Annotated in this window: 20 protein-coding genes; 3 read left to right on the forward strand and 17 right to left on the reverse strand. The window is 38.4% G+C overall.

All coding sequences use genetic code 11. The features are described 5' to 3' along the window. Positions 1-222 precede the first annotated feature (222 nt). On the reverse strand, positions 223-1713 hold the full coding sequence (locus J1899_RS15095) for a spore germination protein (protein ID WP_425515012.1): 1491 nt from the start codon (positions 1711-1713) through the stop codon (positions 223-225). Between the two features lie 97 nt (positions 1714-1810). Next, on the reverse strand, positions 1811-3352 hold the full coding sequence (locus J1899_RS15100) for a rhomboid family intramembrane serine protease (RefSeq protein WP_214474996.1): 1542 nt from the start codon (positions 3350-3352) through the stop codon (positions 1811-1813). A 299-nt stretch (positions 3353-3651) separates the two neighbouring features. Here J1899_RS15100 and J1899_RS15105 point away from each other — a divergent pair, with 299 nt between their 5' ends. Next, on the forward strand, positions 3652-3828 hold the full coding sequence (locus J1899_RS15105; protein ID WP_180320201.1) for a hypothetical protein: 177 nt from the start codon (positions 3652-3654) through the stop codon (positions 3826-3828). 57 nt (positions 3829-3885) lie between these two features. Here J1899_RS15105 and J1899_RS15110 read toward each other — a convergent pair whose 3' ends face one another. The 7 genes from J1899_RS15110 to J1899_RS15140 all read right to left on the reverse strand — a co-directional run bounded on the left by J1899_RS15110 (position 3886) and on the right by J1899_RS15140 (position 10077). Then, positions 3886-4839, reverse strand: coding sequence for an L-lactate dehydrogenase (locus J1899_RS15110; RefSeq protein WP_066443634.1), 954 nt, complete (start codon positions 4837-4839; stop codon positions 3886-3888). Positions 4840-4882: 43 nt separating this feature from the next. Beyond that, complete coding sequence (locus tag J1899_RS15115; protein ID WP_214474998.1) at positions 4883-5674, reverse strand: DUF92 domain-containing protein; 792 nt, start codon at positions 5672-5674, stop codon at positions 4883-4885. Beyond that, positions 5667-6239 (reverse strand): 5-formyltetrahydrofolate cyclo-ligase, encoded by a 573-nt coding sequence (locus J1899_RS15120; RefSeq protein WP_214478862.1) that lies wholly within the window; start codon positions 6237-6239, stop codon positions 5667-5669. Before J1899_RS15120 ends, J1899_RS15115 begins: the two co-directional genes overlap by 8 nt. A gap of 82 nt (positions 6240-6321) precedes the next feature. Further along, positions 6322-6471 carry a 50S ribosomal protein L33 gene (rpmG, locus tag J1899_RS15125; RefSeq protein WP_066443624.1) on the reverse strand — a complete coding sequence of 50 codons (150 nt, stop codon included), beginning with the start codon at positions 6469-6471 and terminating at the stop codon, positions 6322-6324. Between the two features lie 56 nt (positions 6472-6527). Continuing rightward, on the reverse strand, positions 6528-7160 hold the full coding sequence (locus J1899_RS15130; protein WP_066443620.1) for a hypothetical protein: 633 nt from the start codon (positions 7158-7160) through the stop codon (positions 6528-6530). A 19-nt stretch (positions 7161-7179) separates the two neighbouring features. Continuing rightward, positions 7180-9438, reverse strand: a complete 2259-nt coding sequence (locus tag J1899_RS22640; protein ID WP_246586496.1) for a glycosyltransferase — start codon at positions 9436-9438, stop codon at positions 7180-7182. A gap of 3 nt (positions 9439-9441) precedes the next feature. Further along, the gene (locus J1899_RS15140) at positions 9442-10077 is read right to left on the reverse strand and encodes a DUF4912 domain-containing protein (RefSeq protein WP_214475000.1); all 636 of its coding nucleotides are present in this window, start codon (positions 10075-10077) and stop codon (positions 9442-9444) included. A gap of 342 nt (positions 10078-10419) precedes the next feature. Here J1899_RS15140 and J1899_RS15145 point away from each other — a divergent pair, with 342 nt between their 5' ends. Both J1899_RS15145 and J1899_RS15150 read left to right on the forward strand, forming a co-directional pair. Further along, positions 10420-10821 carry a hypothetical protein gene (locus J1899_RS15145; RefSeq protein WP_066443616.1) on the forward strand — a complete coding sequence of 134 codons (402 nt, stop codon included), beginning with the start codon at positions 10420-10422 and terminating at the stop codon, positions 10819-10821. After that, entirely contained in the window at positions 10814-11320 is a 507-nt protein-coding gene (locus J1899_RS15150) for an endolytic transglycosylase MltG (RefSeq protein ID WP_214475002.1), read from the forward strand. The genes J1899_RS15145 and J1899_RS15150 overlap by 8 nt, the downstream gene beginning before the upstream one ends. A 26-nt stretch (positions 11321-11346) precedes the next feature. Here J1899_RS15150 and phoU read toward each other — a convergent pair whose 3' ends face one another. The 8 genes from phoU to J1899_RS15190 form a co-directional block, all read right to left on the reverse strand. Beyond that, positions 11347-12006: a phosphate signaling complex protein PhoU gene (phoU, locus tag J1899_RS15155; protein WP_151573243.1), complete on the reverse strand. Its 660-nt coding sequence runs from the start codon at positions 12004-12006 to the stop codon at positions 11347-11349. Between the two features lie 12 nt (positions 12007-12018). Then, positions 12019-12840, reverse strand: coding sequence for a phosphate ABC transporter ATP-binding protein PstB (gene pstB, locus J1899_RS15160; protein ID WP_066443609.1), 822 nt, complete (start codon positions 12838-12840; stop codon positions 12019-12021). Positions 12841-12859: 19 nt separating this feature from the next. Further along, on the reverse strand, positions 12860-13744 hold the full coding sequence (gene pstA / locus J1899_RS15165; protein ID WP_066443607.1) for a phosphate ABC transporter permease PstA: 885 nt from the start codon (positions 13742-13744) through the stop codon (positions 12860-12862). Between the two features lies 1 nt (position 13745). Next, complete coding sequence (gene pstC, locus J1899_RS15170) at positions 13746-14651, reverse strand: phosphate ABC transporter permease subunit PstC (protein ID WP_066451503.1); 906 nt, start codon at positions 14649-14651, stop codon at positions 13746-13748. Between the two features lie 159 nt (positions 14652-14810). Beyond that, positions 14811-15827, reverse strand: a complete 1017-nt coding sequence (locus J1899_RS15175; RefSeq protein WP_214475003.1) for a PstS family phosphate ABC transporter substrate-binding protein — start codon at positions 15825-15827, stop codon at positions 14811-14813. A gap of 502 nt (positions 15828-16329) precedes the next feature. Beyond that, positions 16330-18090 carry a methyl-accepting chemotaxis protein gene (locus tag J1899_RS15180; protein WP_214475004.1) on the reverse strand — a complete coding sequence of 587 codons (1761 nt, stop codon included), beginning with the start codon at positions 18088-18090 and terminating at the stop codon, positions 16330-16332. A 173-nt stretch (positions 18091-18263) separates the two neighbouring features. Further along, the gene (locus J1899_RS15185) at positions 18264-20402 is read right to left on the reverse strand and encodes a peptidoglycan D,D-transpeptidase FtsI family protein (protein WP_214475005.1); all 2139 of its coding nucleotides are present in this window, start codon (positions 20400-20402) and stop codon (positions 18264-18266) included. A gap of 101 nt (positions 20403-20503) precedes the next feature. Further along, positions 20504-21718, reverse strand: a complete 1215-nt coding sequence (locus tag J1899_RS15190; RefSeq protein ID WP_066443597.1) for an MFS transporter — start codon at positions 21716-21718, stop codon at positions 20504-20506. Positions 21719-21736: the final 18 nt, after the last annotated feature.

The raw sequence follows: 21736 nt of genomic DNA on the forward strand, positions 1-21736 counted from the left end.
ATAAAAATAACGTTATCTTACCATTTCGTGACAAAAAAACCCTTAAAACAAGCCAACTATCACGTTTACTGCTTACCTTAAAGTATAATCGAAAGCTCCTGTGCTCTCAAGGGTTAGAATCAGCTGCTAAATACTTTTTTCCAAAGTAGTAGATTCCTCTTGATTTTTACAAATGAAAAAACTTCCCTTATATAAAAGAGAAGTTTTTAATCAGCATTTTATTTATCTGTCAGGATCTTTGGGATGGATAACCCTAGGTCTTCTATTTTTTAAAGGAATAGGAGAGCGAATTAGGACATCCCGGAAGGCTCGCAGGTTGAAAGGTATAAACGGCCAAAAATATGGAACGCCAAATGACTGCATTCTTGAAAGCATAATGATCAGCAGGACGACCGCGATCATGAATCCATATTCATGGAATAAGCTTGTCATGAGCAAGAGCCCAATTCTAATAAGCCGGTTTGCAAGACTCATCTCATAGCTTGGTGTTGCAAATGTTCCTATTGCTGCGATTGCTAAGTACAATACCACTTCATTAATTAGGAGACCCACATCAACTGCAACGGAACCAATCATTAATGCTGCAACTAAACCTAGCGCAGTTGCTAGTGAGGAAGGGGTATGGATTGCGGCCATCCTCAGCATATCAAGGCCTGTTTCAATCAGCAGAAATTGCAGCAGCAATGGCAGATGTCCTGTATCCTCTGGCACCAAAAATAGAAGTCCAGCTGGCATTAACTCCGGTTTTACAGCAAGTAAGTACCATAATGGCAGTAAAAAAAGGGACGCAAATACAGCTAAGAATCGTACAGCTCGCAAATAGGCACCTACCAATGGCTTATTGCGGTATTCTTCAGCATGCTGTAGATGATGCCAATACGTTGTCGGTGTAATGATGACACTCGGTGAACCATCGACAATAATACAGACATGTCCCTCGTATAAATGGGTGGCTGCTGTATCAGGTCTTTCCGTATAACGCACGAGCGGATAGGGATTCCAATGCCTTCCCGATATAAACTCCTCGATTGTTTTTTCAGCCATCGGCAGTCCATCTGTATCGATTTTGGCTATAGCATCCTTTACTTCTTTTACAATCGCTGGATCTGCTATATCCTCAATATAACTAACTACGATATCGGTTTTTGATCGTCTGCCTACCTGCATATATTCCATCCGCAAGGTTTTGTCTCGAATCCTTCTTCTTGTTAAGGCTGTGTTAAATACAAGTGTTTCAACAAATCCATCTCTTGATCCCCGGACCACTCGTTCTGTATCAGGTTCCTGCGGCCCTCTGACAGGATATGTACGAGCATCGATTAAAATGATTTCGGGAACTCCATCGACAACGAGTGCGGTTGGCCCAGCCAGTACAGCACTTATAGCTGCATCAAGATCTGTTGTTGTCTCAACCTCTACATATGGGATATACGTTTTAACTAATTTAGATAATGTATCGCCTTCCAGCTGTTTTGGTTCAAGGCCAGAGAGCATTTTCATTAAATAATGGAGAATATCATCTTTCACAAATCCATCCACTAAATAAAGCGCCATTTCCCTTTCCGCATATTCCACATCGAGCTGAATAATATCAAAGCTCTTCTCTACACCTAAAGCTTCTTTTAAATATGCGATGTTCTCTTTAAGATTAGCAGAAACTTGTTTTTTCTTTGTTTCTTCCAAATTCTCCACCTCAATATGATTTTCCAGCATTTTCAATGCATATATTCATCAGCATTGACATACAGAAAAAAAATCATACCATCTACTGGTATGATTCGATAAAATGAGGATTATTTTTAGCAATGTATCAGTTTCCGGATTCATATTGATTGATTTGCTCTAAGAGATTTGTATATAACTCTTCACCATTTTCCAATTCAATCGCCCGTGTCACAAGCTCCTTTGCTTCTGCCACATTATTTTCATTTAAATAAATCAGAGCCAAGTTATAATATGCTTCATGAAATTGATCATTTTTCTCTATAACACCCTGAAGATGCTCTTTTGCTTCTGTCATTTTTCCAGTATGAATCTCCGCATAGGCCAGCTGGAACAACACATTAGCTGATGCGTCTTCAGACTGTGCAGGCTCTTCTAATAGTTCTATGACCTTTTCGTGTTCTCCCGCATCAATGTATTCACTTGCGGCAATCATTAAAGATTGTTCATCGACCACTTTGGAATGATCGCTAAATCCGTACCATAAAAGTGCACCAAAGATCAGCGCTGTTAAAAGCAATGCTGGCACTTGCAAACGCATATTTTTCTTTTTAGGCAGATGGACAATCGCTGCGGCGAGGAAGCCTCCAATCATACCGCCGATATGGCCTGCGTTATCAATTCCTGGTATCACAAATCCCAGTACAAGGTTAATTCCCAATACAACAATGATATTCATCCCAATGGTTCTAAAAAATAATTCTTTATACATAAAGCCAAAATAAATCAATGCACCAAAGCAGCCAAAAATGGCTCCGCTCGCTCCTGCAGAAAGACCGTCGCTAAAAATAAAGCTGGCAAGCGTGCCGGAAAAACCAGCTATCAAATAAATTAGAAAAAAGCGGATGCTGCCAAAAATCCTCTCCACTGCAGCACCTAAATAAAATAATGCGAGTGTATTCATCAATAAATGCACCAAGCCAATATGAAGAACAATCGGAGTGAAAAATCTCCACCATTCCCCTTCAAGAATGAGCGGGTTAAACTTAGCACCATATTGAATTAGAGTGGAAGTGTTTGTACTGCCTCCTTTCCATTCGAGTAAAAGAAACATAAGAACTTGAATGGCGATAAAAGCATAGGTAAACAGAGGTTTCCCAGCCCGAAAAACTGCCTGTTCTTCCTTTTCCTTTTTAACTGCTCCTGCTAGCGTTTTTTGCTTAAGGTTCTCTATGTCTTCAGAATCGGTATGTATCTCTGCAGGAATGTCAAATCGAGAAGAGAATAAGCTATTAAGCTTTGCTGTTTCTTTTTCATAAAGAACTGGAGCCATAATCATTGTTGTAACTTCTGTTTTACTGCCTTCCTGGAGTTGAAAAGGTGCCTCCAACCGATATTCATAATCATCAACAGGAGGGTATGGAGAAACATAAATATTTAAAATGCCTAATTGCTTTTTCGCCAGCTGCTTTCTAATTCTTTCACCGTTTGCAGCTGTATGTTCAATATCCCTTTCCATCCAGCTGCTCCAGTCAAGATCATACCGCAGCAATCGAATCACCTGCAGCTGTTTATTTTCCATTTTTTCAAGCCACAGTTCTTTATCGCCTTCCCCTAACTGAACAATGCGAAAATCATGATCTGAAATAAAATACCATGCTAATCTCCAAAACATATACTCTTCTTGCATAAGATCTCCACCACTCTATGTTAACTTTTCGGAAAAACACATTAGACAAATCTTGAAAGCAGGCTTTGATCCTGCTTTTCGATACAGCTTCTAAAAGAACAGGCTGCATGCTGCCTTCGTGTATGTTTAAACATTTTAATCTTGTATCTATACGGCTAACTTATCCTTTAACTATAGAAAAAAACACTTTGTATTGTAAAGCAATATCACCCTTATATGTCTTTTTATAAATTCAGGAAGAAATTTGGATAAAAATGCTGTCTTTCATTCAAACTAATAAAAAAACAGGAGGTTGGATCATGGGAAAATTTGTTTCGATCTTTGTTATTGGTCTTAGCGGCTATTTATTTTTTCAAAATCGCTATCGATTATTAAACTTTGTCTTAAGCAATGTATGGCTGCGCAGATTCGTTGTTGGCTCTTTTCTAAATATGCCTGGAATGCGCGATCGCATGATGAATTCGGTCTTCCGTTAGAATGTAATCTCTTAAAAGAAAAAGGCCAGTGCGGCCTTTTTCTTTTGTCTAACATTATTAATTGTTTGAAAAGAATGGTTTCATGGTTTTCTTAAGCACTTCAGCTGAGTGTGTAAACTTCTCTTGTTCATCTTGATTTAAGTGAAGCTCGATTACATCGCGTATTCCCTTTCTATTCACAATAGCAGGAACCCCAATGTACACATCACTTTGTCCGTATTTTCCGTCCAAGTACGCAGAAACCGTTAAGACAGAATTTTCATTTTGCAGAATGGCCTTTGTTAGCCTAACCAGTCCCATCGCAATGCCATAGTAGGTTGCCCCTTTGCGTTCTATGATATGATAGGCGGCATCCCTTACATTTAAAAATAACTGATCCAGATCTTCTTGCTTATATTGCTCTTTCTTTTTCACCCAATCAGCGATCGTTTTACCGGCAATATCTGCATGGCTCCATACCGGAAGCTCCGTATCCCCATGTTCTCCTATGATATAGCCATGAACATTTCGGGAGTCCACTTGAAAATAGTCTCCAAGCAAGTAGCGGAAACGAGCAGTGTCCAGAATCGTGCCTGATCCGATGACTCTTTCCTTTGGCAATCCGGAATATTTCCAAACCGCATAAGTTAGAATATCGACAGGATTTGTCGCAACAAGAAAAATGCCGTCGAAGCCATTGTTCATCACTTGGTCGACAATACTTTTAAAAATTTTCGTATTTTTCTCTACTAAATCCAAACGGGTTTCGCCAGGTTTTTGATTGGCCCCAGCACAAATCACAACAATATCTGCGTCACGGCAATCAGAATAATCTCCATACCAAATACTTGTGGGAGAAGGAGCAAAAGGCAGGCCGTGATTTAAATCCATCGCATCTCCCTCTGACTTCTCCTTATTCAGATCAATGAGCACTAATTCCTCTGTAACTCCTTGATTCAGCATCGCAAAAGCATAGCTGGATCCGACAAATCCAGTTCCAATTAAAGCTACCCGATTCACTCTTTTTGACACGATATCTCCTCCTTTATATTTCAATCATTGTATCAGATTATTATTAACTATTTGTAAATTGAAAATATATAAAACCTAGAAGAGCAGCAATAAATCCTGATAGAAAGTTTACTGAATCATTGTTAAGAAAAGCAGACCCTTTTTGCAGACTTGTTTTTGTCTGACAATGCACAGTCTTTTCCATTTGTTTTCCACAAATAGTACAAACATAAACAGCTTGGAAATAGGCTCCCATTACAGTATCGAGTAAGTTGCCTATAAAGCCAAATAAAAAGACAAGCCAGAAGGCAGCTAACTCCAGATCAAATAAATGTAAACCAGCAAACCCAATGACAAAAGATCCTGCAATCCCCGCAAGTGTACCCATAACACTCACTGCTCCAGAAGTACCTGCTTGTGCCTGTTTGAATGTTCTAATTGATATGGGGGCTTGCTTACTGAGGGAACCGATCTCTGATGACCATGTATCCGAATTGGCACTCGCTATGCAAATAAGGAATGCAAGCAGCCATGCTTCATCAGCAGTCTGAAAATAAAGCAGACTGGCCGCTGCAGCAGCACCGCCATTGGCAGCAACCTGCTGCCAATCCCGATTGGAGCCTTTTTGTACAATTTCCTCTATAGCAGCTTTTTTTTGCTTCTTATAAAGAGACAATATGCTAGATGAAAGAAAGAACAGACCAAGGATCAGCAAACCTTCATAACCAAAGCTATAGCCAATACTAATCCCTACGACAACAGCACATATGCTACCTGAAAAGGAAAGAACCTTTAACTTATACCCGCCGATTGATGCGGCGAGAATGATGAAGATGAGAATAAGATCATTAGACATGTGGATTGTAAACCTTCGCATCCGTTATTATTTGCATAACAGACTGATCGTACACATCGACTGGCAAAGTTTTCACGATTTGTTCATCAAATGCAAGCGCAATGGTTTTACCTTCATAAAAGGGAAGAAAACGGTCATAGTATCCGCCCCCAACACCTAGGCGCTCACCGCTCGAAGTAAAGGCAAGACCAGGCACAATTAATAAATCAATCTCTTCCGCTTTTTTTGCCTTTGTCTGCTCTTCAATTGGCTCTAACAATTGAAAGTAAACCCGCTCTAGCTGTTTAAAATCTTTAATGGTACGAAAAATCAACTTTCGCTCTTTTGGTTCACATTTCGGAACAGAGACCGTTTTTCCTTCCTCCCATGCTTTTTTGATGATTGCATATGTATCGACTTCAGGCTGAAGAGAAATTGTAATGCCTATACTTGATGCTTTCTCCCATGCCGGCTGCTGAAAGAGTTTATGAGCAATGATTTCAGAACGCTGCATATATTGAGCTTCTGTTAACTGGGCAAGAGTATTTTTTATATACTTGCGTAAATCTTTTTTTTGCTGGTCCAGTTCCATCCTCCAGTCCTCCTTTTATCTGCTATTTCATTTGTTTTTTTACATACAAAAAAAGCAGCAGGAATGACCCCGCTGCTTATTTTGTCTCACGATGTGTAACAGAACGCTTATCTCTTGGGCAATATTTCTTAAGCTCAAGACGATCTGGATTGTTTCGTTTATTTTTTTTAGAAATATAGTTACGATCTCCACATTCTGTGCAAGCTAACGTAATATTCACACGCATGTAATTTCCCTCCAAACTATAGATGACTAGTTCGTTCATACGACTTTTCTATAATATCACTTTTTAGTTTGAAATGCTAGTGTGTTTTTTAAAAGAACAGAATTTAAGTTTTGTAATTCCGTTTTGCTGCTGCCGCTAATAATCCAAGACTCGCCTTCACATGTTTGCCTTCCGTCAAATTCAATTTCTTTTGTATACAGACTGACAGCATTTCCCTTTACCATCGGAAGATATTTTAATCTTCCGCTAGCTGATTCCGCCCATATATTATCGGTATGAATATTCCAATAAGGCTGGATTGTACATTCGCTCATTTTTTCATTTTCCAGATACCCGTTAACTAAGTAAACAGTTTGATCAGCCAAATGGTATACAAGGTTATCAACAGGAGAAACAAAAGAAACATGTTCTCTAGAATGAGTTTCGTGTTTGTATTGAAGCAATACATTCACTTTTCGTGAAAATGGGTAATGGTTTGTGACATACACTTTGTAATAGCGGACCTTTGAATGAATGTGCAATTCTTTCACATGAATCGATAAGCCGATCTCATGGAGTGTCTGCTGAAGCCCTCCGTTTAGCCAATAGGTGACTCCATCGACCCTAATGCCAGGAAACATTCTCAGCTTTCTATTAACACTTTCATATAGAGGATCATGATCAGTTATTCTAAGAGAATTTGTATTCATTTTAGGACACCTTTTTTATTTATTTTTGTATAATCATTTTGCTTTCAATCAATATTTCTTCGTATACACGCTTCGTCAATTCAGCTGTACGATTCCAGCTGAAAAGGCTGTCTGCTACTCTCTTTCCATTTATTCCGAGTGTGATGGCTTCTTCTTTATCCGACAGAAGGAAAGATGCTTGGGCTATCAAGCTGTCCGGATCACCTGGGTTCATCAATAAACCAGTAGAACCATGCTGCACGATCCCTTTTAATCCCCCTGTATTTGAAGCAATGACTGGCTTTCCTGCCGCCATCGCTTCAAGAGCCACAATCCCAAAAGGTTCATAGTTGCTTGGAAATACGGCCATTTCACACATTGAGAAAAGCTCTGCACGCTGCTGATCACTGATAAAGCCTGGAAAATAAAAGCGGTTCTCCAGTTTATACTCTTTTACTTTGCTGCGATATTCTTCTAATAGCGGACCTCTGCCTGCAATAACAAAATAAATGTCCTTAAACATTGCACAAAGCTCATTCGCTGCCTCAATAATCGTTTCAAACCCCTTTTCCTGTACCATTCTTCCAATGGAAAAGATAAGTCTTCCGTTTTCCTGCACATAAGGCATTCCCATAGCAGAGCATTTAGTCTGATGATGAGATACATGTTCTACGCCGTTTGGAATGATCGTCATTTTGTTTTCTGAATGCTGAAACAGATCAATAACTTCATTTTTCATATATACACTGCAGACAATGATGTGCTCTGAGTGTTCAATCAATTGTTTTTCCTTTTTGTGTATAAAGCTTTGCATCTCCGTAAAAATTCCGCCATTTCTGCCTGATTCCGTTGCGTGAATGGTCGTAACGAGGGGAATATTAAGCAGCGTTTTTAGACTCATTGCACAAGCTCCAACCAGCCAATCATGCGCATGTATTAATGAAAAAGAATGTATGAAGCGTAACTCTCTTGCTTTTCTTTCCATTGCCAGATTTAAACCGCCAATCCATCTTAAAAAATCAGGATCTCTGCTATTTAATGGCTCTACACGGTGAATAAAGACTCCGTTTACTGCCTCTGTTTCAGGCAGTTCTCCTGTATTAGCTGTAAGGACATGAACCTCAAAACCTATTTTTACAAGGCTTTCTGCCAGGGCACCAACATGTCTTGCCAAACCGCCAACAAGGTTAGGTGGATATTCCCAAGAGAGCAGAAGAACCTTTCTCTTTTGTTCCTTTCTTTCCAAATGCACTTCTTTTAAAGGATAAAACCTTTTGTAAGAGGACTTATCTATAGTGAGACCTGTTGAGATTCTTCCAGTTGCATCAAGCCATTCATCAATAAGCTCATCCATCATTGATTCATCTTTATGATATGTGGAGTTTCTCTCAACCAATTGCTCCATTTTGTGAACATATGTCCACGAATAGGCCAAATCTTTCGAAAATAGAGAATGCGGAGTCACTTCAGGCAGAAACGATTGACACAAGTGAACATTCTCTTCAGTTTGAGAAAGGTTTCCCTTTTCACTTCCTTGTAATATAAGATCCATTTTTTCAAGTTCTTCCAATCGTGCCAGAAGAGTAGAAATATCGGAATAGATCACTACTTCTTCAGAAGAAGCAGAAGTTTGAGCTAACCAATCTTTCATCTCTATTCTTTGATTGCTGAATTGCTCTGAGAAATCAGTATGAATAGGAAGGATCGTTAAACCATGAGGTGACTTTACAATGCTTCTTCCCTCATGGATAGGTGGGGGATCAGCAAATTTTATGGTTTCAGAGCTTATAAAAGTATGAGAAAATGCCTGGTCCATTAAAAATAAATCTAGTCCAGGTGCATACATTCCGTAAGGAAACCAGAATCCTTCTGGTTTAATCTGCAAGTGCTTCTGCAAACAAGTTAAACTATTTCTAATCTGCAGCTGTGTTCCAACAGAGGTTGTTGCATAAGGAAGGATACCAGTTGAAGTGGCTAAAACTTGTATGCTCTTTCTTTGCAGCAGTGCTGATATGAGCTTATTAATATTTTTATTAAAACCATGCCAATACTCTAGTACCTCTTGATCTTGTTTTAAGTAGGTGTCCATTTCTTTTTGAAATTCAGGACTTTCAAAGATCTGGTAATATGAAGACGATAAGGCGATTTGGATGTTTACATAGTGTCTAGTATTCTCCAGATGATGAAACAACTGCAGAAGCTTATGAACGAAGGGATAAAGGTCCGGCCAGTATTCCACCTGCTTGGGATAATAATGCACATCAGGCTGAAGTATAATCGTAATTGGCTGCTTGTCCATTGTTTAATTCACCTTCGTTTCCTTTTCGTAATAGCTATATGTGCTCACATGCTCAACCCATTTTGGCATTTCATTACGGTTAAGCAGAAATTGCTGAACATCATGACCTAGGTGTCCAGTCTGCTCCATTCTGTTTCTTGGGGCATGAATAGAATTGGACCTTACAATAGGAAAGAAATATGTATCTGAAAACATTATGCCAATCTCAGCAACATAACAGTGATTAGCCTCCAATTCAGAGATGATCCAATGGGAATCCTTCTCCGAGATTCCAATATCAGTAGTTGAATGGGCATTAGAACCATCATAAATGATGCAGGTGACGTCGTTTAACCTAATAACAAGGTTTAAGTCGTTTGGATGAAAATACTGCTTTACAAGGTCTCTCGTGTTGTCACACACATTCCAATGCAAAAACACTTGCTGAGGTGAAATCAAAGACATGGATAAATAGTTATTATCTATATAACTTTCAAAAGTCTGCTGATCGTCTGCAATCTTAAAATCCTTTTCGCCTTTTTTATGATTGATTAGCTTTACCCACTGATATTGTACCTTACCAACCGTTGTATTAAGTTCTTTTGCAATTTTACGGAAGGATAATCCGCTTCGTTTTAACGCAATAATGTCTTCAATCATTTTTGCACCTCACTCTCATTCTCACTTAGCATGTTTACTATATGAAAAGCTGAATTTATTTTGATTTCTATTAATTTTATTTTGTAAGTTAATGTTATCATCGAACAAGCACACCAGCAATGAACGGAATTTGTCGGGAATTGTATGATAGGCACTCGAGGCATACTATATATGCAAAAATATTTTTAACAAAAATCTATTAGGCTGGAAAAAGAAGTTCTTTCGACTAGATCAGCTATTCAAAACGACAGATTCACCCTTTTTTCTAACTTCATTCGAAAATTGTCGTCTTCATATGATAGAATGTTTTTGTCTATAAAACAGAGAGTGAGTTGAAAAACATTGATATATGTCTTAATTGCCTTACTAGTTTTTTCTTTATTGCTATTCGTAGTGTCAATTTTCTTAAAAGATCCCTATAAAACCTTAAGAGAAGATATTGATCAGCTTACCATGCAGCAGGTCCAGGATATGTATGTGGTTAAAAAGAAGCTAAAGGTACTAGAAGAAGAGCTTTTATTGGATGAACAAGTCATGCCACAAATACTGAACACAGTTAAAGCTCAGTCACCTGCCCCGAAACCAGAAAAGAAAGAAATCCATGATATTATTAAAAATCAAGTTCTTGTTCTTAGTAAACAAGGCTTAAGCATCGACCAAATTGCAAGACAATCTTCATTGACGGAAGAAGAAGTTGAAAACATCTTACGGACAATGAAGCTAAAAGGTGATTTTTATGCATAAAAGAAATGTACGTTCCTTTTCATTTGGCATCTTCTTCTCTGTTCTGGTTATTGCTATTTACACGTTTATAGCCGATCCAGAACGTGAAGAAACTGCCTATACAGACAACGGAGCCAAAGCATACTTAGAAGAGGCAGGTTACACTGTTTTGACTGAGGAAGAATTGAATAATGCGATTGACTCCTCTGAAAAACAGACAGAGCAGCCAGACACTGATAGCAACGACGGCGACGAGGCCGGCAGTAATCCTGATCAGCCACAAGGAGAAGACACAGCTCCTGAGGAACCTCCTGTTTCCTTTGAACTGGAGATAAGCCAAGGGATGAATGTTGGGCAAATCGCATCATTATTAGTTCAAGTTGGTTTAGTAGAGGATGCGAGTGCGTTCACACAATATATGGAGGAAAATGGCTATAGCACAAAGATCCAGCTTGGCACATTTGAAATTAAACAAGGCATGAGTATTGAAGAGATTGCTAAAACCATAACAAAAAGCTAAAGGTCAGTGACCTTTAGCTTTTTTACTTACGAATTTAAATCATATTGACGTCCTTTAACAAGGTAGAAAACATGTTCTGCAATATTTGTTACATGGTCAGCTGCTCTTTCTAAATAACGAGAAGTAAAAGAAAGCTGAGTGATTTGCGGAAGACGATCTGGCATGCTAACGCTTATTTTCATCAGATCCATGATGGTTTCACCATAAAGATCATCTACCTTATCATCCATATCTGCCACTTTTTTCGCCTTTACAATATCTTCTTCATTAAAAGCTTCTAAAGATAGCTTGAGCATCTTGATCATAATTGAATACATCTCTTTGATGTGAACAATTGGCTTAACATGCTCCTCAGAACCGATACGAATCGTTGATTTGGCGATATTTACAGCAAAATCTGCGATTCTTTCAATATCTGTTGCAATCTTAATAGCCACGATAATACGACGTAAATCAATAGCCACAGGCTGCTGTTTCGCAATTAAAAGAATGGCAAAGTCATTAATTTCTTCATAAAGCACATCTGCTTTAATATCATCTTCCATAATTTCAATCGCTAATTCGATATTTTTTGTTTCTAGGGCCAGAATTGATTTTGATAAAGCAGACTCAGCAAATTCGCCAAGCTCAATTAATTTTTGTTGAAGACGGATTAGTTCATCATCAAATTTTTCACGTACAGACATAGCGGCCTCCTATTAACCAAATCTACCAGTAATATAGTCTTCTGTTCTCTTATCAGTCGGATTCGAAAAGATCACATCGGTATCTGCATATTCAATTACTTCACCATTTAAGAAGAAAGCCGTTTTATCTGAAATCCTTGCTGCCTGCTGCATATTATGTGTAACGATAATAATACTAAAATCCTTCTTAAGCTCTTGTACAAGCTCTTCAACTTTTAATGTTGAGATTGGGTCAAGTGCGGATGTTGGTTCATCCATTAGAATAACATCAGGTTCAATTGCTAGACAGCGTGCAATACACAGACGCTGCTGCTGACCGCCAGATAAGCCATATGCATTTTCATGGAGGCGATCCTTAACTTCATCCCAAATCGCTGCGCCACGCAAACTTTTCTCCACAATCTGATCCAAGACTTTCTTGTCGCGAATGCCATGGATTTTTGGACCATACACAACATTTTCATAAATTGACTTCGGGAATGGATTTGGCTTTTGGAATACCATTCCTACATGTGTACGCAAATCTTCTACTTTAAAGTTTTTATCAAAAATACTTTTTTCACGATATTGAATATCACCCGAAATCTTCACAATTGGAGTCAATTCAACCATGCGATTTAATGTTTTAATATAAGTAGATTTTCCGCATCCGGATGGACCGATAATCGCTGTAACATCATTTTCCTGAATCTCAAGATTAATATTTTTAAGAGCATGTGTTTCTCCGTACCAAAGGTTCAAATCCTTTGTATTATATACCATACCCTTTTTACTTTCTGTTTTATCTTTCACTGTATTAGCAGCACTATTAGCTGTAAAAGTTGAAACTGTCATGTTTGAATCTCTCCCGTCGTTAGAATCTTCTCTGGAATTTATTTCTGATCAAAACTGCTATCGAGTTCATTATGAATAACACAAGTAATAGAATAACGATTGTTCCAGCAGCAAGATTAGCATACTCTGCAACAAGGGCAGAATCTAATGTCCAGTAATATATTTGCATTGGCATTACAGTGAACTTGTCAAAAATACCGTCTGGCAGCGGAATCAGCAATGCAGGAATACCAAGAACTACTAAAGGCGCTGTCTCACCGATAGCACGAGAAAGTGCTAAGATGACTCCAGTTAATATACCAGGTAGCGCAGCTGGCAGAACCACATTTTTTATGGTTTGCCATTTAGTTGCCCCCATACCATAGGATGCTTCCCTTAAAAATTGCGGCACAGCACGAATGGCTTCCTGACTTGCAACAACCACAACTGGTAAAACAAGTAAACTCATTGTAAGCCCACCTGCTAATACTATATTACCTAATCCAAGAGCACGGGCAAAAACAGTTAAACCTAAAATTCCAAATACAATGGAAGGAACACCAGCAAGATTGGAAATATTCGTTTGAATAAAGGCTTGCAAACGGCCCTTTTTCGCATATTCCTCAAGATAAATTGCTGTTCCAACACCTAGGATCATCGTAACAGGTGCAACTACAACCATTAACCATAATGTACCAGATATTGCACCCATGATGCCAGCTTTTTCTGGATCAGTTGACAGCTTGTTTGTTAAGAATTCAAAATCAATCCAGCCAATACTGTCAGCAACCACCCGATAAATCAGGATCACTAATACCAATAGACCGAATAGCGTTGCAGCTAAGAAAACATTTTTTGCAACTGTATTTGTTGTTAATCTAGATCCCATTTTCTTTTCAACTAGTTTTGTATCAATATGTTTCATATTAATATTCCTCCCTAAATCTACGAGAAATATACTGTGCAATTAAGTTCATGATTAACGTGAAGACGAACAATGTCATAGCAACAGCATATAAACTGTAATAAAGGGTAGAGCCAGCAGGAGCATCCCCGCCAGTAACTTCAACTATATAAGCTGTCATCGTTTGCATGGACTGTGTAACGTCAAAGGTGAAATTCTTATTACTTCCGCTGGCGATTGTAACGATCATTGTTTCACCAATCGCTCTTGAAATCCCCAATACAAAAGAAGCGATAATTCCAGACATTGCTGCTGGAACAATTACTCTCCAAGTAACTTCTAACTTTGTTGCCCCAAGTGCAAGGGCACCTTCTCGCATAGAATATGGCACTGAACTCATTGCATCTTCTGATAAAGATGCCACCATTGGAATAATCATAATTCCCATCACGATCCCCGGACTGAGGATATTCGTGGGCTCTAAAGAAGGAATGATTGCTCTCAATAGAGGAGTGACAAATGTAAAAGCAAAAAAACCATAAACAATCGTTGGAATACCTGCAAGAATCTCAAGTATTGGTTTCAATGCTCTTCTAACTCTTTCAGAAGCGTATTCGCTTAAGTAAATAGCTGTCATTAAACCGATTGGAATAGCCACAAACATGGCTATTGTAGAAGAAATAATTGTACCGGTTAGCAATGGGAGTACCCCGAATTCCGCATTATCTCCCAATGGCTTTAAGACAGTGCCGGTGAAAAACTCAAAAAAAGGTATAATTTTAAAGAATTCAATTGTTTCGCTTAATAATGTAAATACAATCCCTATCGTTGTTAAGATTGAAATTATAGCGATAACTAATAACACTTTAGGCATTATTTTTTCAAAAATAGCAGAAACGGAACGTGATTGCTTATTCTTCGCAACCATTTCACGTACTGCATTTTTTTCTAACTTGTTATTCAAGTTGTGAAACCCCCTTCACCAAAACCATTCATCCAATTTGGTATTTCATACTTAATCAAACAGATAGGAAGATGAGACTTAAGAGCCCCCATCTTCCTATCACCTTTGTTTAATAGATGTTTATTATTGTAAACCTTCTAAAGCTTCAATGTTAGCTTGGATCTCTTCTTCTGGAATTGGAGCAAAACCAGTTTCAGATGCTACAGTTGCAGCATTTTCCATAGCGTAGATTGCAAAGTCAAGAACTTGTGCTTTTTCTTTTGCCATTTCTGGGTTAAGGTAAGTGAATACCGGGCGAGTAAATGGAGAGTAATCAAACTCTTCGCTTTCACCAATTGTCTCTAAGCTTGGAGCAACCGCGCCATTACCGAAATCAACAGATACAGCAGTTAACTTATCAGTGTTGCTTTCATAGTAACCATAACCAAAGAATGCGATAGCGTTTTTATCTTTTGAAACTAGATCAACTAGAGTAGAGTAATCTTGCTGAAGGTTAACACCTTCTACTAAATCTTGACCTTCAAGAATTTCATCAAAGAAGAACTCATAAGTACCATGGTTTTCGTTAGGTCCCATTGTAACGATTGGCTCATCTGGGAAAGATGGATCAACGTCAGACCAGTTTTTCACGCCAGAGCTTGCAAGGAAAATATCTTTAACTTGTTGCTCAGTAAGTTCAGTAGCCCAGTCATTTTCTTTGTTGATAACAACTGTTAAGCCATCTAAAGCAACTTTTAACTCTAAAGGTTCAAAGCCAACTTCTCCTGCTTTTGCAATTTCTTCGTCTTTGATTGGACGAGAAGCATCATTGAAATCAGTTCCGTCTTCAATTAAGAATTTTTCAAAACCAGCAGATGTACCTGCACGGCTAACTTCAACAGAAACATTTTCTTCTTCGTTAGTCATATAGTTTTCAGCCATTTTAGCCATGAAAGGATAAACAGTACCAGATCCGTCGATTACTACGCTTCCTTCTAAAGCTTCTTCTTCATCAGCTGGAGCAGGCTCTTCAGTGTTTTCATCTGATCCGCCAGCGTTTTCTTCTGGTTCTTCCTCTGATTCTCCACCGCCGCAAGCAGCAATGATTGTCATTACAGCTGCAAGCAATAGTAACATGCTAAGTTTCTTCAAGCTTTTCATCTTCTTAATTCCCCCTAAGAGTTATCAATGTTTTGTCCTACAAGTAATAGAATAAAGGTGTTCTGTTAATCTCGTTTTAATCGAATGTAAATGTTTTGTAAACTTCGTTGATTGTTGTGTAAATATGTCGAAATCCGGTAATAATATGATATTTAGGCAGTAAAATAAGTCGAAGATTGACCTATTAGCAAAGTTTTTAGTATAAAAGATGGTTGCTAAATTGCTAGAGCTGAACCTGGCCTTTATGTAAAACATACAAGAATAGTAATCAATTTGATTACTCATATTGTTTTCAGGTTGAATAATATTATGCATTTCCTCATTTAATCTGCTTAAAAATTATATTCACTAATACATAAGAGCTAATTTCCCAGAAAAAAAGACCCGAAGCCTTAGACAGAAAATCTCCTTTTAAGATATCTGCTAAGTTTACGAGTCTATAAACAATTGTATCACTGATGCCCTGCATCTTTCTGATCCGTAACCATTTTAAACAATTTTACTATATTTTGAATTTATTAAGTACAATTTGCAGCTGTGCAGCCATGTCATTGAGCTTTCTCGCAGAATTAGTTATTTCACCGCTAGAAGCCAGCTGCTCTTCCGCTGATGTTGCAACAGTCTCAGAGTAGGAGGAGTTAATTTTGGCCATTTCGGTCAAAACATTCACATTCTCAGCGACCATTTCTGTACTGTTTGAAAATTCGGCAGCCATATCATTCATGGAAAAGATCGTTTTGTTCATTTCTGTAATGGACTGACTAATATTCTGAAATGAGGCACCAGCTTCATTAACAGCTTTAGTACCATCCAAAACTTCATCTGTACTTTTTTTCATAGCAAGTGATGTTACTCGTATTCCATTTTGAATTTGAGAAATCAGGTCCGTTATTTGATTGCTAGACTCCCGAGATTGTACAGCAAGCTTTCTTACTTCATCAGCAACTACCGCAAAACCTCTGCCATGCTCGCCAGCACGAGCCGCTTCAATGGCTGCATTAAGTGCTAATAAATTGGTTTGTTCTGATATATTCGTAATCACATCTGTAATGGTTCCTATCTTTACAGAGTTCTCTCCCAGTTCATCTATATAAGAGGAAACGTTATGAACTGATTCATTAATTTGCTGCATCTTCGAAATAGAATTTCCGACTACATCATTCCCCAGCCTTGACATGTCAGCTACCTGATCGGCAACAGAATCCAGTGTTTGGACAGATGCAGTTAAGATTTGCAGACGATCTTGCAAGTGTTTTATTGTCTCAATTATTTCATTCACTGTATTAAGCTGCTTGCTTGATGATGCGGCGACTTCTTGGATGGACCCTGTAATTTGCTCGGTGCCTTTCATTGTTTCAGATGAACTTGCTGTCAATTCGTCAGCAGAATCGAGCACATGAGAAGTTGTTAAAGTAGCCTGGTGAATCAGCTGTTTTAAATCAGACACCATCCTATTAATTGAAGATGTTAGATCTCCAAGCTCGTCCTTTGAATAAATCTTAATCTCCGGCTGACTAAAGTCACCCTCTGTAATAGTTTGAATTCTTTCAGAAATACGTTTAATTGATAAATGTATAGACCTTGCAAGTAAAATACCAACTAATATAGAAATAATCGCCATCACAACAGTTAGAATCACTGTCATAAAGGTAACTTTTTTCCCATTTGCCACTATCGTACTGCCCAGCTCAGATACATTGTTTTGCTTTTCATCTGCTAACTGTTTCAAGCTTGCCATTGTATCTTGAGCCTGTTCCTGTTCAGCTCCAAGATTTAATAAAGCTTTATGCTGGTCTCCATCATCATAAACTCCAATGACATTGCTTCGCATAAGATCAGTCCAGCGTGCTCCATAGCTAATCAGCTTATGTATTTCTTCTTCGGTATCTTTCCCTTCCATACGCTGAAGAAGCTCTGTTTCAATCTTTTCACTTTCTGCTGCATTTGCTTCAAAATCTTCAATCGATTGCGGTGAACCCTCGAGCAAATAATTCGTCACAAGGCGCAGTCGCTCGGACATATTAAATCGAATATTTTGCATCAAGTTCAATTCCACAGATTCTGCCAGTATTAATTCTTCCGCAAGTTCATTAGACTTAGCAGTATTAACAATGGAATAAGCGGCAAGACCTCCTGAAATGAGCAGTACTAAACAAAAAGTTAGAATAATTTTTCTTTGGATGGTCATTTTGAATGGAATGGAATATGTCCGATTTCTCGTCTTCTGGTACAAATGTGCTAATTTCTGTTTAATAAATTGCAAAAAGACACGCCCTCTCGCTAAAGTTCCCCTTCCATTATCACAGCTTTTTATTAAGATATTGTAAATTCAATGTGAATTTTATATAAACACAGGCTCTTTGACCTATTTTCTTTTAGGTCTAAAAATCCATATAACAGAAAAAACCGCTCCATAGGCAGGAGCGGCTCTTTCCATTATTCTTCTTCTGTATCATCTTCAGTATTTTCAGCGTCCTCTGTATCAGAAGCTTTCTTATCATTTGCTTTCAAGTCAAAGTACGCATCCATTACACGGTTTCCAATTTTCAAATTGGCTCTATGATCCACACTTCCCTGATAGGCCCAAGGTACCAGAACTGCCATTGCTACTTCAGGATTCTCGGCTGGAGCATAGCTCACAAGACTTAAATTCATAACCTCTGGCGGTTCTTTTCCATAATTACTGCGCAACGGTCCATCATAGAAGGCTTCAGCTGTACCCGTTTTTCCTGCGGGTTTATATGCTTTACTGCCAAAAAAGGAATATGCTGTGCCATCTCTTTCTTGCATAACTCGTCTAAATCCTTCTTGGACTAATTTCATCCATTCAGGCTTAGCATCAATGCGATTTAAAACAACTGGAGAAATTTCTTGAACAAGCGGTCCAAGCTGGTCTTCTTCCATAACAGGTTCACGAATTTCTTTTACCATATGAGGCTCCATCCGATTGCCTCCATTGGCAATCGTCGAAACATATTGTGCAAGCTGCATGTTTGAATACGTATCGTACTGTCCGATGGAAAAGTCAAGCATGAAACCAGGCAGACTGCTCGCACCTTTAAATCCCGTTTGCTCGTTAGGCAAGTCGATGCCTGTTCTAACACCTAGACCAAATTGAGCAAAGGAATCACGAAAAGTACTAAAGCCCTCTTCAGTGTTCAATGGAAGCGGCTGATTCGGCTGATATCTCCCTCCGCCAATTCGAATAGCTGTTTCAAACATATAAACGTTTGAAGATACCTTTAAAGCATTCACATCGCTAATCGGACCAAATGTTTTCCATGATTTTTTGGGAGGTGTGTTTTTAATAAGCAATGGTCTGTCAGTAATGACTGTCCCAGGACTTATAACTCCCTCATTGTATCCAGTTAATATGGTTGCACCTTTGACAGCAGATCCAACATTATATGTTGTCGTAATATTGCCTAAAGCATCATCCTGCAATTCTGTTTTGCCTGTTTGCTCGTTTTTAACAAGCCTTTTTCCGGCCATCGTTAAGATTTCCCCTGTGTGAGGGTCCATTAAGACTACATACGCACGATCAAGCAAAGTCGTGCCAGGTGATGTTTTCGCTGCACGAAGTTCTTCTTCTATAATCTTTTCCACTTCAAGCTGCAGTTCCATATCTGTACTCAAAACAAGATCTTTTCCTCTCTGTCCCTCGCTGATCGGAATAGTTTCCAGTACATTGCCGGCTTTATCCGTTACATTTTTAACCTTTGCCTTTTGCCCGTGAAGCACCTCTTCATACTGAAGCTCAATATAGCTTTTGCCAACACGGTCATTACGGCTGTAATCTCTAGCCAAATAATAGTCAAGCTGTTCTGCAGGCACTCCTTCATCAGAAGAAGTAACCTTTCCCAACACAGATTTTAATGTGTTGTTATAAGTGTAAGCTCTTTCCCAATCCGTTGTAGTATCAACGCCAGGCAATATTTGCAGATTTTCACTTACAATCGCAAATTCTTCATCTGTAACATCTTTATTCTTAACGATTTGCGGTGTAAGGGCATAGCCGCTTGAAAAATCACGGTATATCGCAAGAATTTCAATATCTTCAGGTGTTAATTCAGCAAGATCACCTTCTGTAATACGATCTAACTGCAATTGGTACACTTCATTATTGAGTTCAGTGCCCTCATATTTTTCTGCTAACGCATCTGATTCTTTCTCTGACACTTTTTCTTTCGCACGCTCTGGATTTTTTATGATCCAATAATCCTTTTGATCCCGCTCCGTTACCTTTTCTGTATCTTTGTCAATCATCTTAGCCAGTCTTTCGGCAACTTCAAGCATCTCTTCCTGACTCGCACCATTATTAGTATAAGTAATTGCATTTTGCGGTGTATTATCAACAATAATTTGCCCTGTTCGATCATACATCTTCCCGCGCGGAACAGGGTTGTTTACCGTAACATCCTCAGTCCGTTCAATTTCCCGCTTATAATCGTCCCCATAAACAATCTGTACAAATCCTAACCGCAGAATTAAAACAGAAAATAGACCAAATACAACAAAGAAGAGTAAATTCAGACGAAAAGGAACATGATTCTTCTTTTTATTCTTTCTGTTCAAAATGTAACCACACTTCCCCTAAAAAGTTTCTAGTCTTATTTTATAAGAAGTGAGAAAAAAATTCTATTAATAACTAGTCTTTTTCGATGTAATGTTTTCCATTAAGCAGCCAGGTTCACTTTATGAATAAAATAATAAATAAGCGTATGTCCTGTTCCTAGTATGATGATAAGTACAGGAATGCTATTTTCGGGTTTAAAAATGGAGATCCCAGCTAAAAATGCCAGCACAGAAACAACTCTGCCTATATTTAAATATAGCTCTCTTACCACAATATACTCAATCCTCATCTCCCTGGCCTTCCAGGCTGTGCCGATTACATCATAAGTCATAGAAACGTAAGGAACAAACAGAATCGGATATCCTACCGCAATAATAGCCGCATAGATCATTAATTTAGGGAATGTAATGTTTGCCAAGATAAAAAAGATGCTCACATACAACAGAATTCCACCGATTAATATCGCTTTCTTCCTCTGATGTTTCCTTAGCATTCTAGAGACAATATAATAGGCAACAAAAGAAATGCCTGAATTGACAAGACCAAAAGTTCCGAGAGCAAGCTCACTTCCTGTTGAGATAAAAACAAAGACTGAAACGAGAAAGGCAAATGTTCCTTCGCGCAGCCCCTGAAAAAAGTGGGCATTCGTAATCATACGCCAATTAAAGCTATTTTTTCTCTCCTTGAGGATTCTGGTAAACCAGTACCTTCCGCTTGCGGGTCTCCTTTTTAAGAAGAAGCTTAAAATGACTGCCACTAAAAACAAGGTTAGTGAAATACCGAAAATTATAGAGTATCCTGTAAACTTTTCCATCTTCGAAATGATGAATCCGGCAGCAATTGGTCCAGCCATTCCTGCTACAGAATTTAAAATACCGAGAAACCCATTAAAAAAGTCGCGATTTTCCGGTTCAGTAATCTCAAAGGTTAACACATTAAATGCAAGCCAATAAAAACCATAGCCTACTCCAAGCAAAGCGCCTAATAGAAGCAAATACGCCGATGCATTTCCACCTGCAATCAGTACTGCCAAATAAAAGATGCCAAGAAAAATAACTCCGATTCGAAGAACAATTACACGATCAATCTTTTTCGCCCATCTTCCAGCAATGGTAAATGTAATAAGCTGTAAGACAACAATGGATAAATTGTATAATCCGAGGTCGAAATATTCTCCTGATTGTTTCCAAAGGAATATATTCACAAAAGTATTTGAAAGGGCAATACTTAAAGAATACAATCCTCCAATCAGCAGCAATAAAGTTAAATCCCTTGTTACCTCTATATCACCTAGTATCTTTTTAAATCTGCTCATAAAAAAAACTCCCCTTTG

The sequence above is a fragment of the Cytobacillus gottheilii genome (genome assembly GCF_018582665.1).
Lineage (GTDB): Bacteria > Bacillota > Bacilli > Bacillales > Cytobacillaceae > Cytobacillus > Cytobacillus gottheilii.

What these genes read in the sequence shown, in the direction of transcription:
- J1899_RS15150 (WP_214475002.1), top strand. Translation starts at nt 10,814, where the DNA reads ATGCATAAAAGAAATGTACGTTCCTTTTCATTTGGCATCTTCTTCTCT.
- J1899_RS15140 (WP_214475000.1), bottom strand. Translation starts at nt 10,077, where the DNA reads ATGATTGAAGACATTATTGCGTTAAAACGAAGCGGATTATCCTTCCGT.
- J1899_RS15115 (WP_214474998.1), bottom strand. Translation starts at nt 5,674, where the DNA reads ATGTCTAATGATCTTATTCTCATCTTCATCATTCTCGCCGCATCAATC.
- pstC (WP_066451503.1), bottom strand. Translation starts at nt 14,651, where the DNA reads ATGGTTGCGAAGAATAAGCAATCACGTTCCGTTTCTGCTATTTTTGAA.
- phoU (WP_151573243.1), bottom strand. Translation starts at nt 12,006, where the DNA reads ATGTCTGTACGTGAAAAATTTGATGATGAACTAATCCGTCTTCAACAA.
- pstA (WP_066443607.1), bottom strand. Translation starts at nt 13,744, where the DNA reads ATGAAACATATTGATACAAAACTAGTTGAAAAGAAAATGGGATCTAGA.
- J1899_RS15190 (WP_066443597.1), bottom strand. Translation starts at nt 21,718, where the DNA reads ATGAGCAGATTTAAAAAGATACTAGGTGATATAGAGGTAACAAGGGAT.
- J1899_RS15100 (WP_214474996.1), bottom strand. Translation starts at nt 3,352, where the DNA reads ATGCAAGAAGAGTATATGTTTTGGAGATTAGCATGGTATTTTATTTCA.
- J1899_RS15105 (WP_180320201.1), top strand. Translation starts at nt 3,652, where the DNA reads ATGGGAAAATTTGTTTCGATCTTTGTTATTGGTCTTAGCGGCTATTTA.
- pstB (WP_066443609.1), bottom strand. Translation starts at nt 12,840, where the DNA reads ATGACAGTTTCAACTTTTACAGCTAATAGTGCTGCTAATACAGTGAAA.
- J1899_RS15095 (WP_425515012.1), bottom strand. Translation starts at nt 1,713, where the DNA reads ATGCTGGAAAATCATATTGAGGTGGAGAATTTGGAAGAAACAAAGAAA.
- rpmG (WP_066443624.1), bottom strand. Translation starts at nt 6,471, where the DNA reads ATGCGTGTGAATATTACGTTAGCTTGCACAGAATGTGGAGATCGTAAC.
- J1899_RS15130 (WP_066443620.1), bottom strand. Translation starts at nt 7,160, where the DNA reads ATGAATACAAATTCTCTTAGAATAACTGATCATGATCCTCTATATGAA.
- J1899_RS15175 (WP_214475003.1), bottom strand. Translation starts at nt 15,827, where the DNA reads ATGAAAAGCTTGAAGAAACTTAGCATGTTACTATTGCTTGCAGCTGTA.
- J1899_RS22640 (WP_246586496.1), bottom strand. Translation starts at nt 9,438, where the DNA reads ATGGACAAGCAGCCAATTACGATTATACTTCAGCCTGATGTGCATTAT.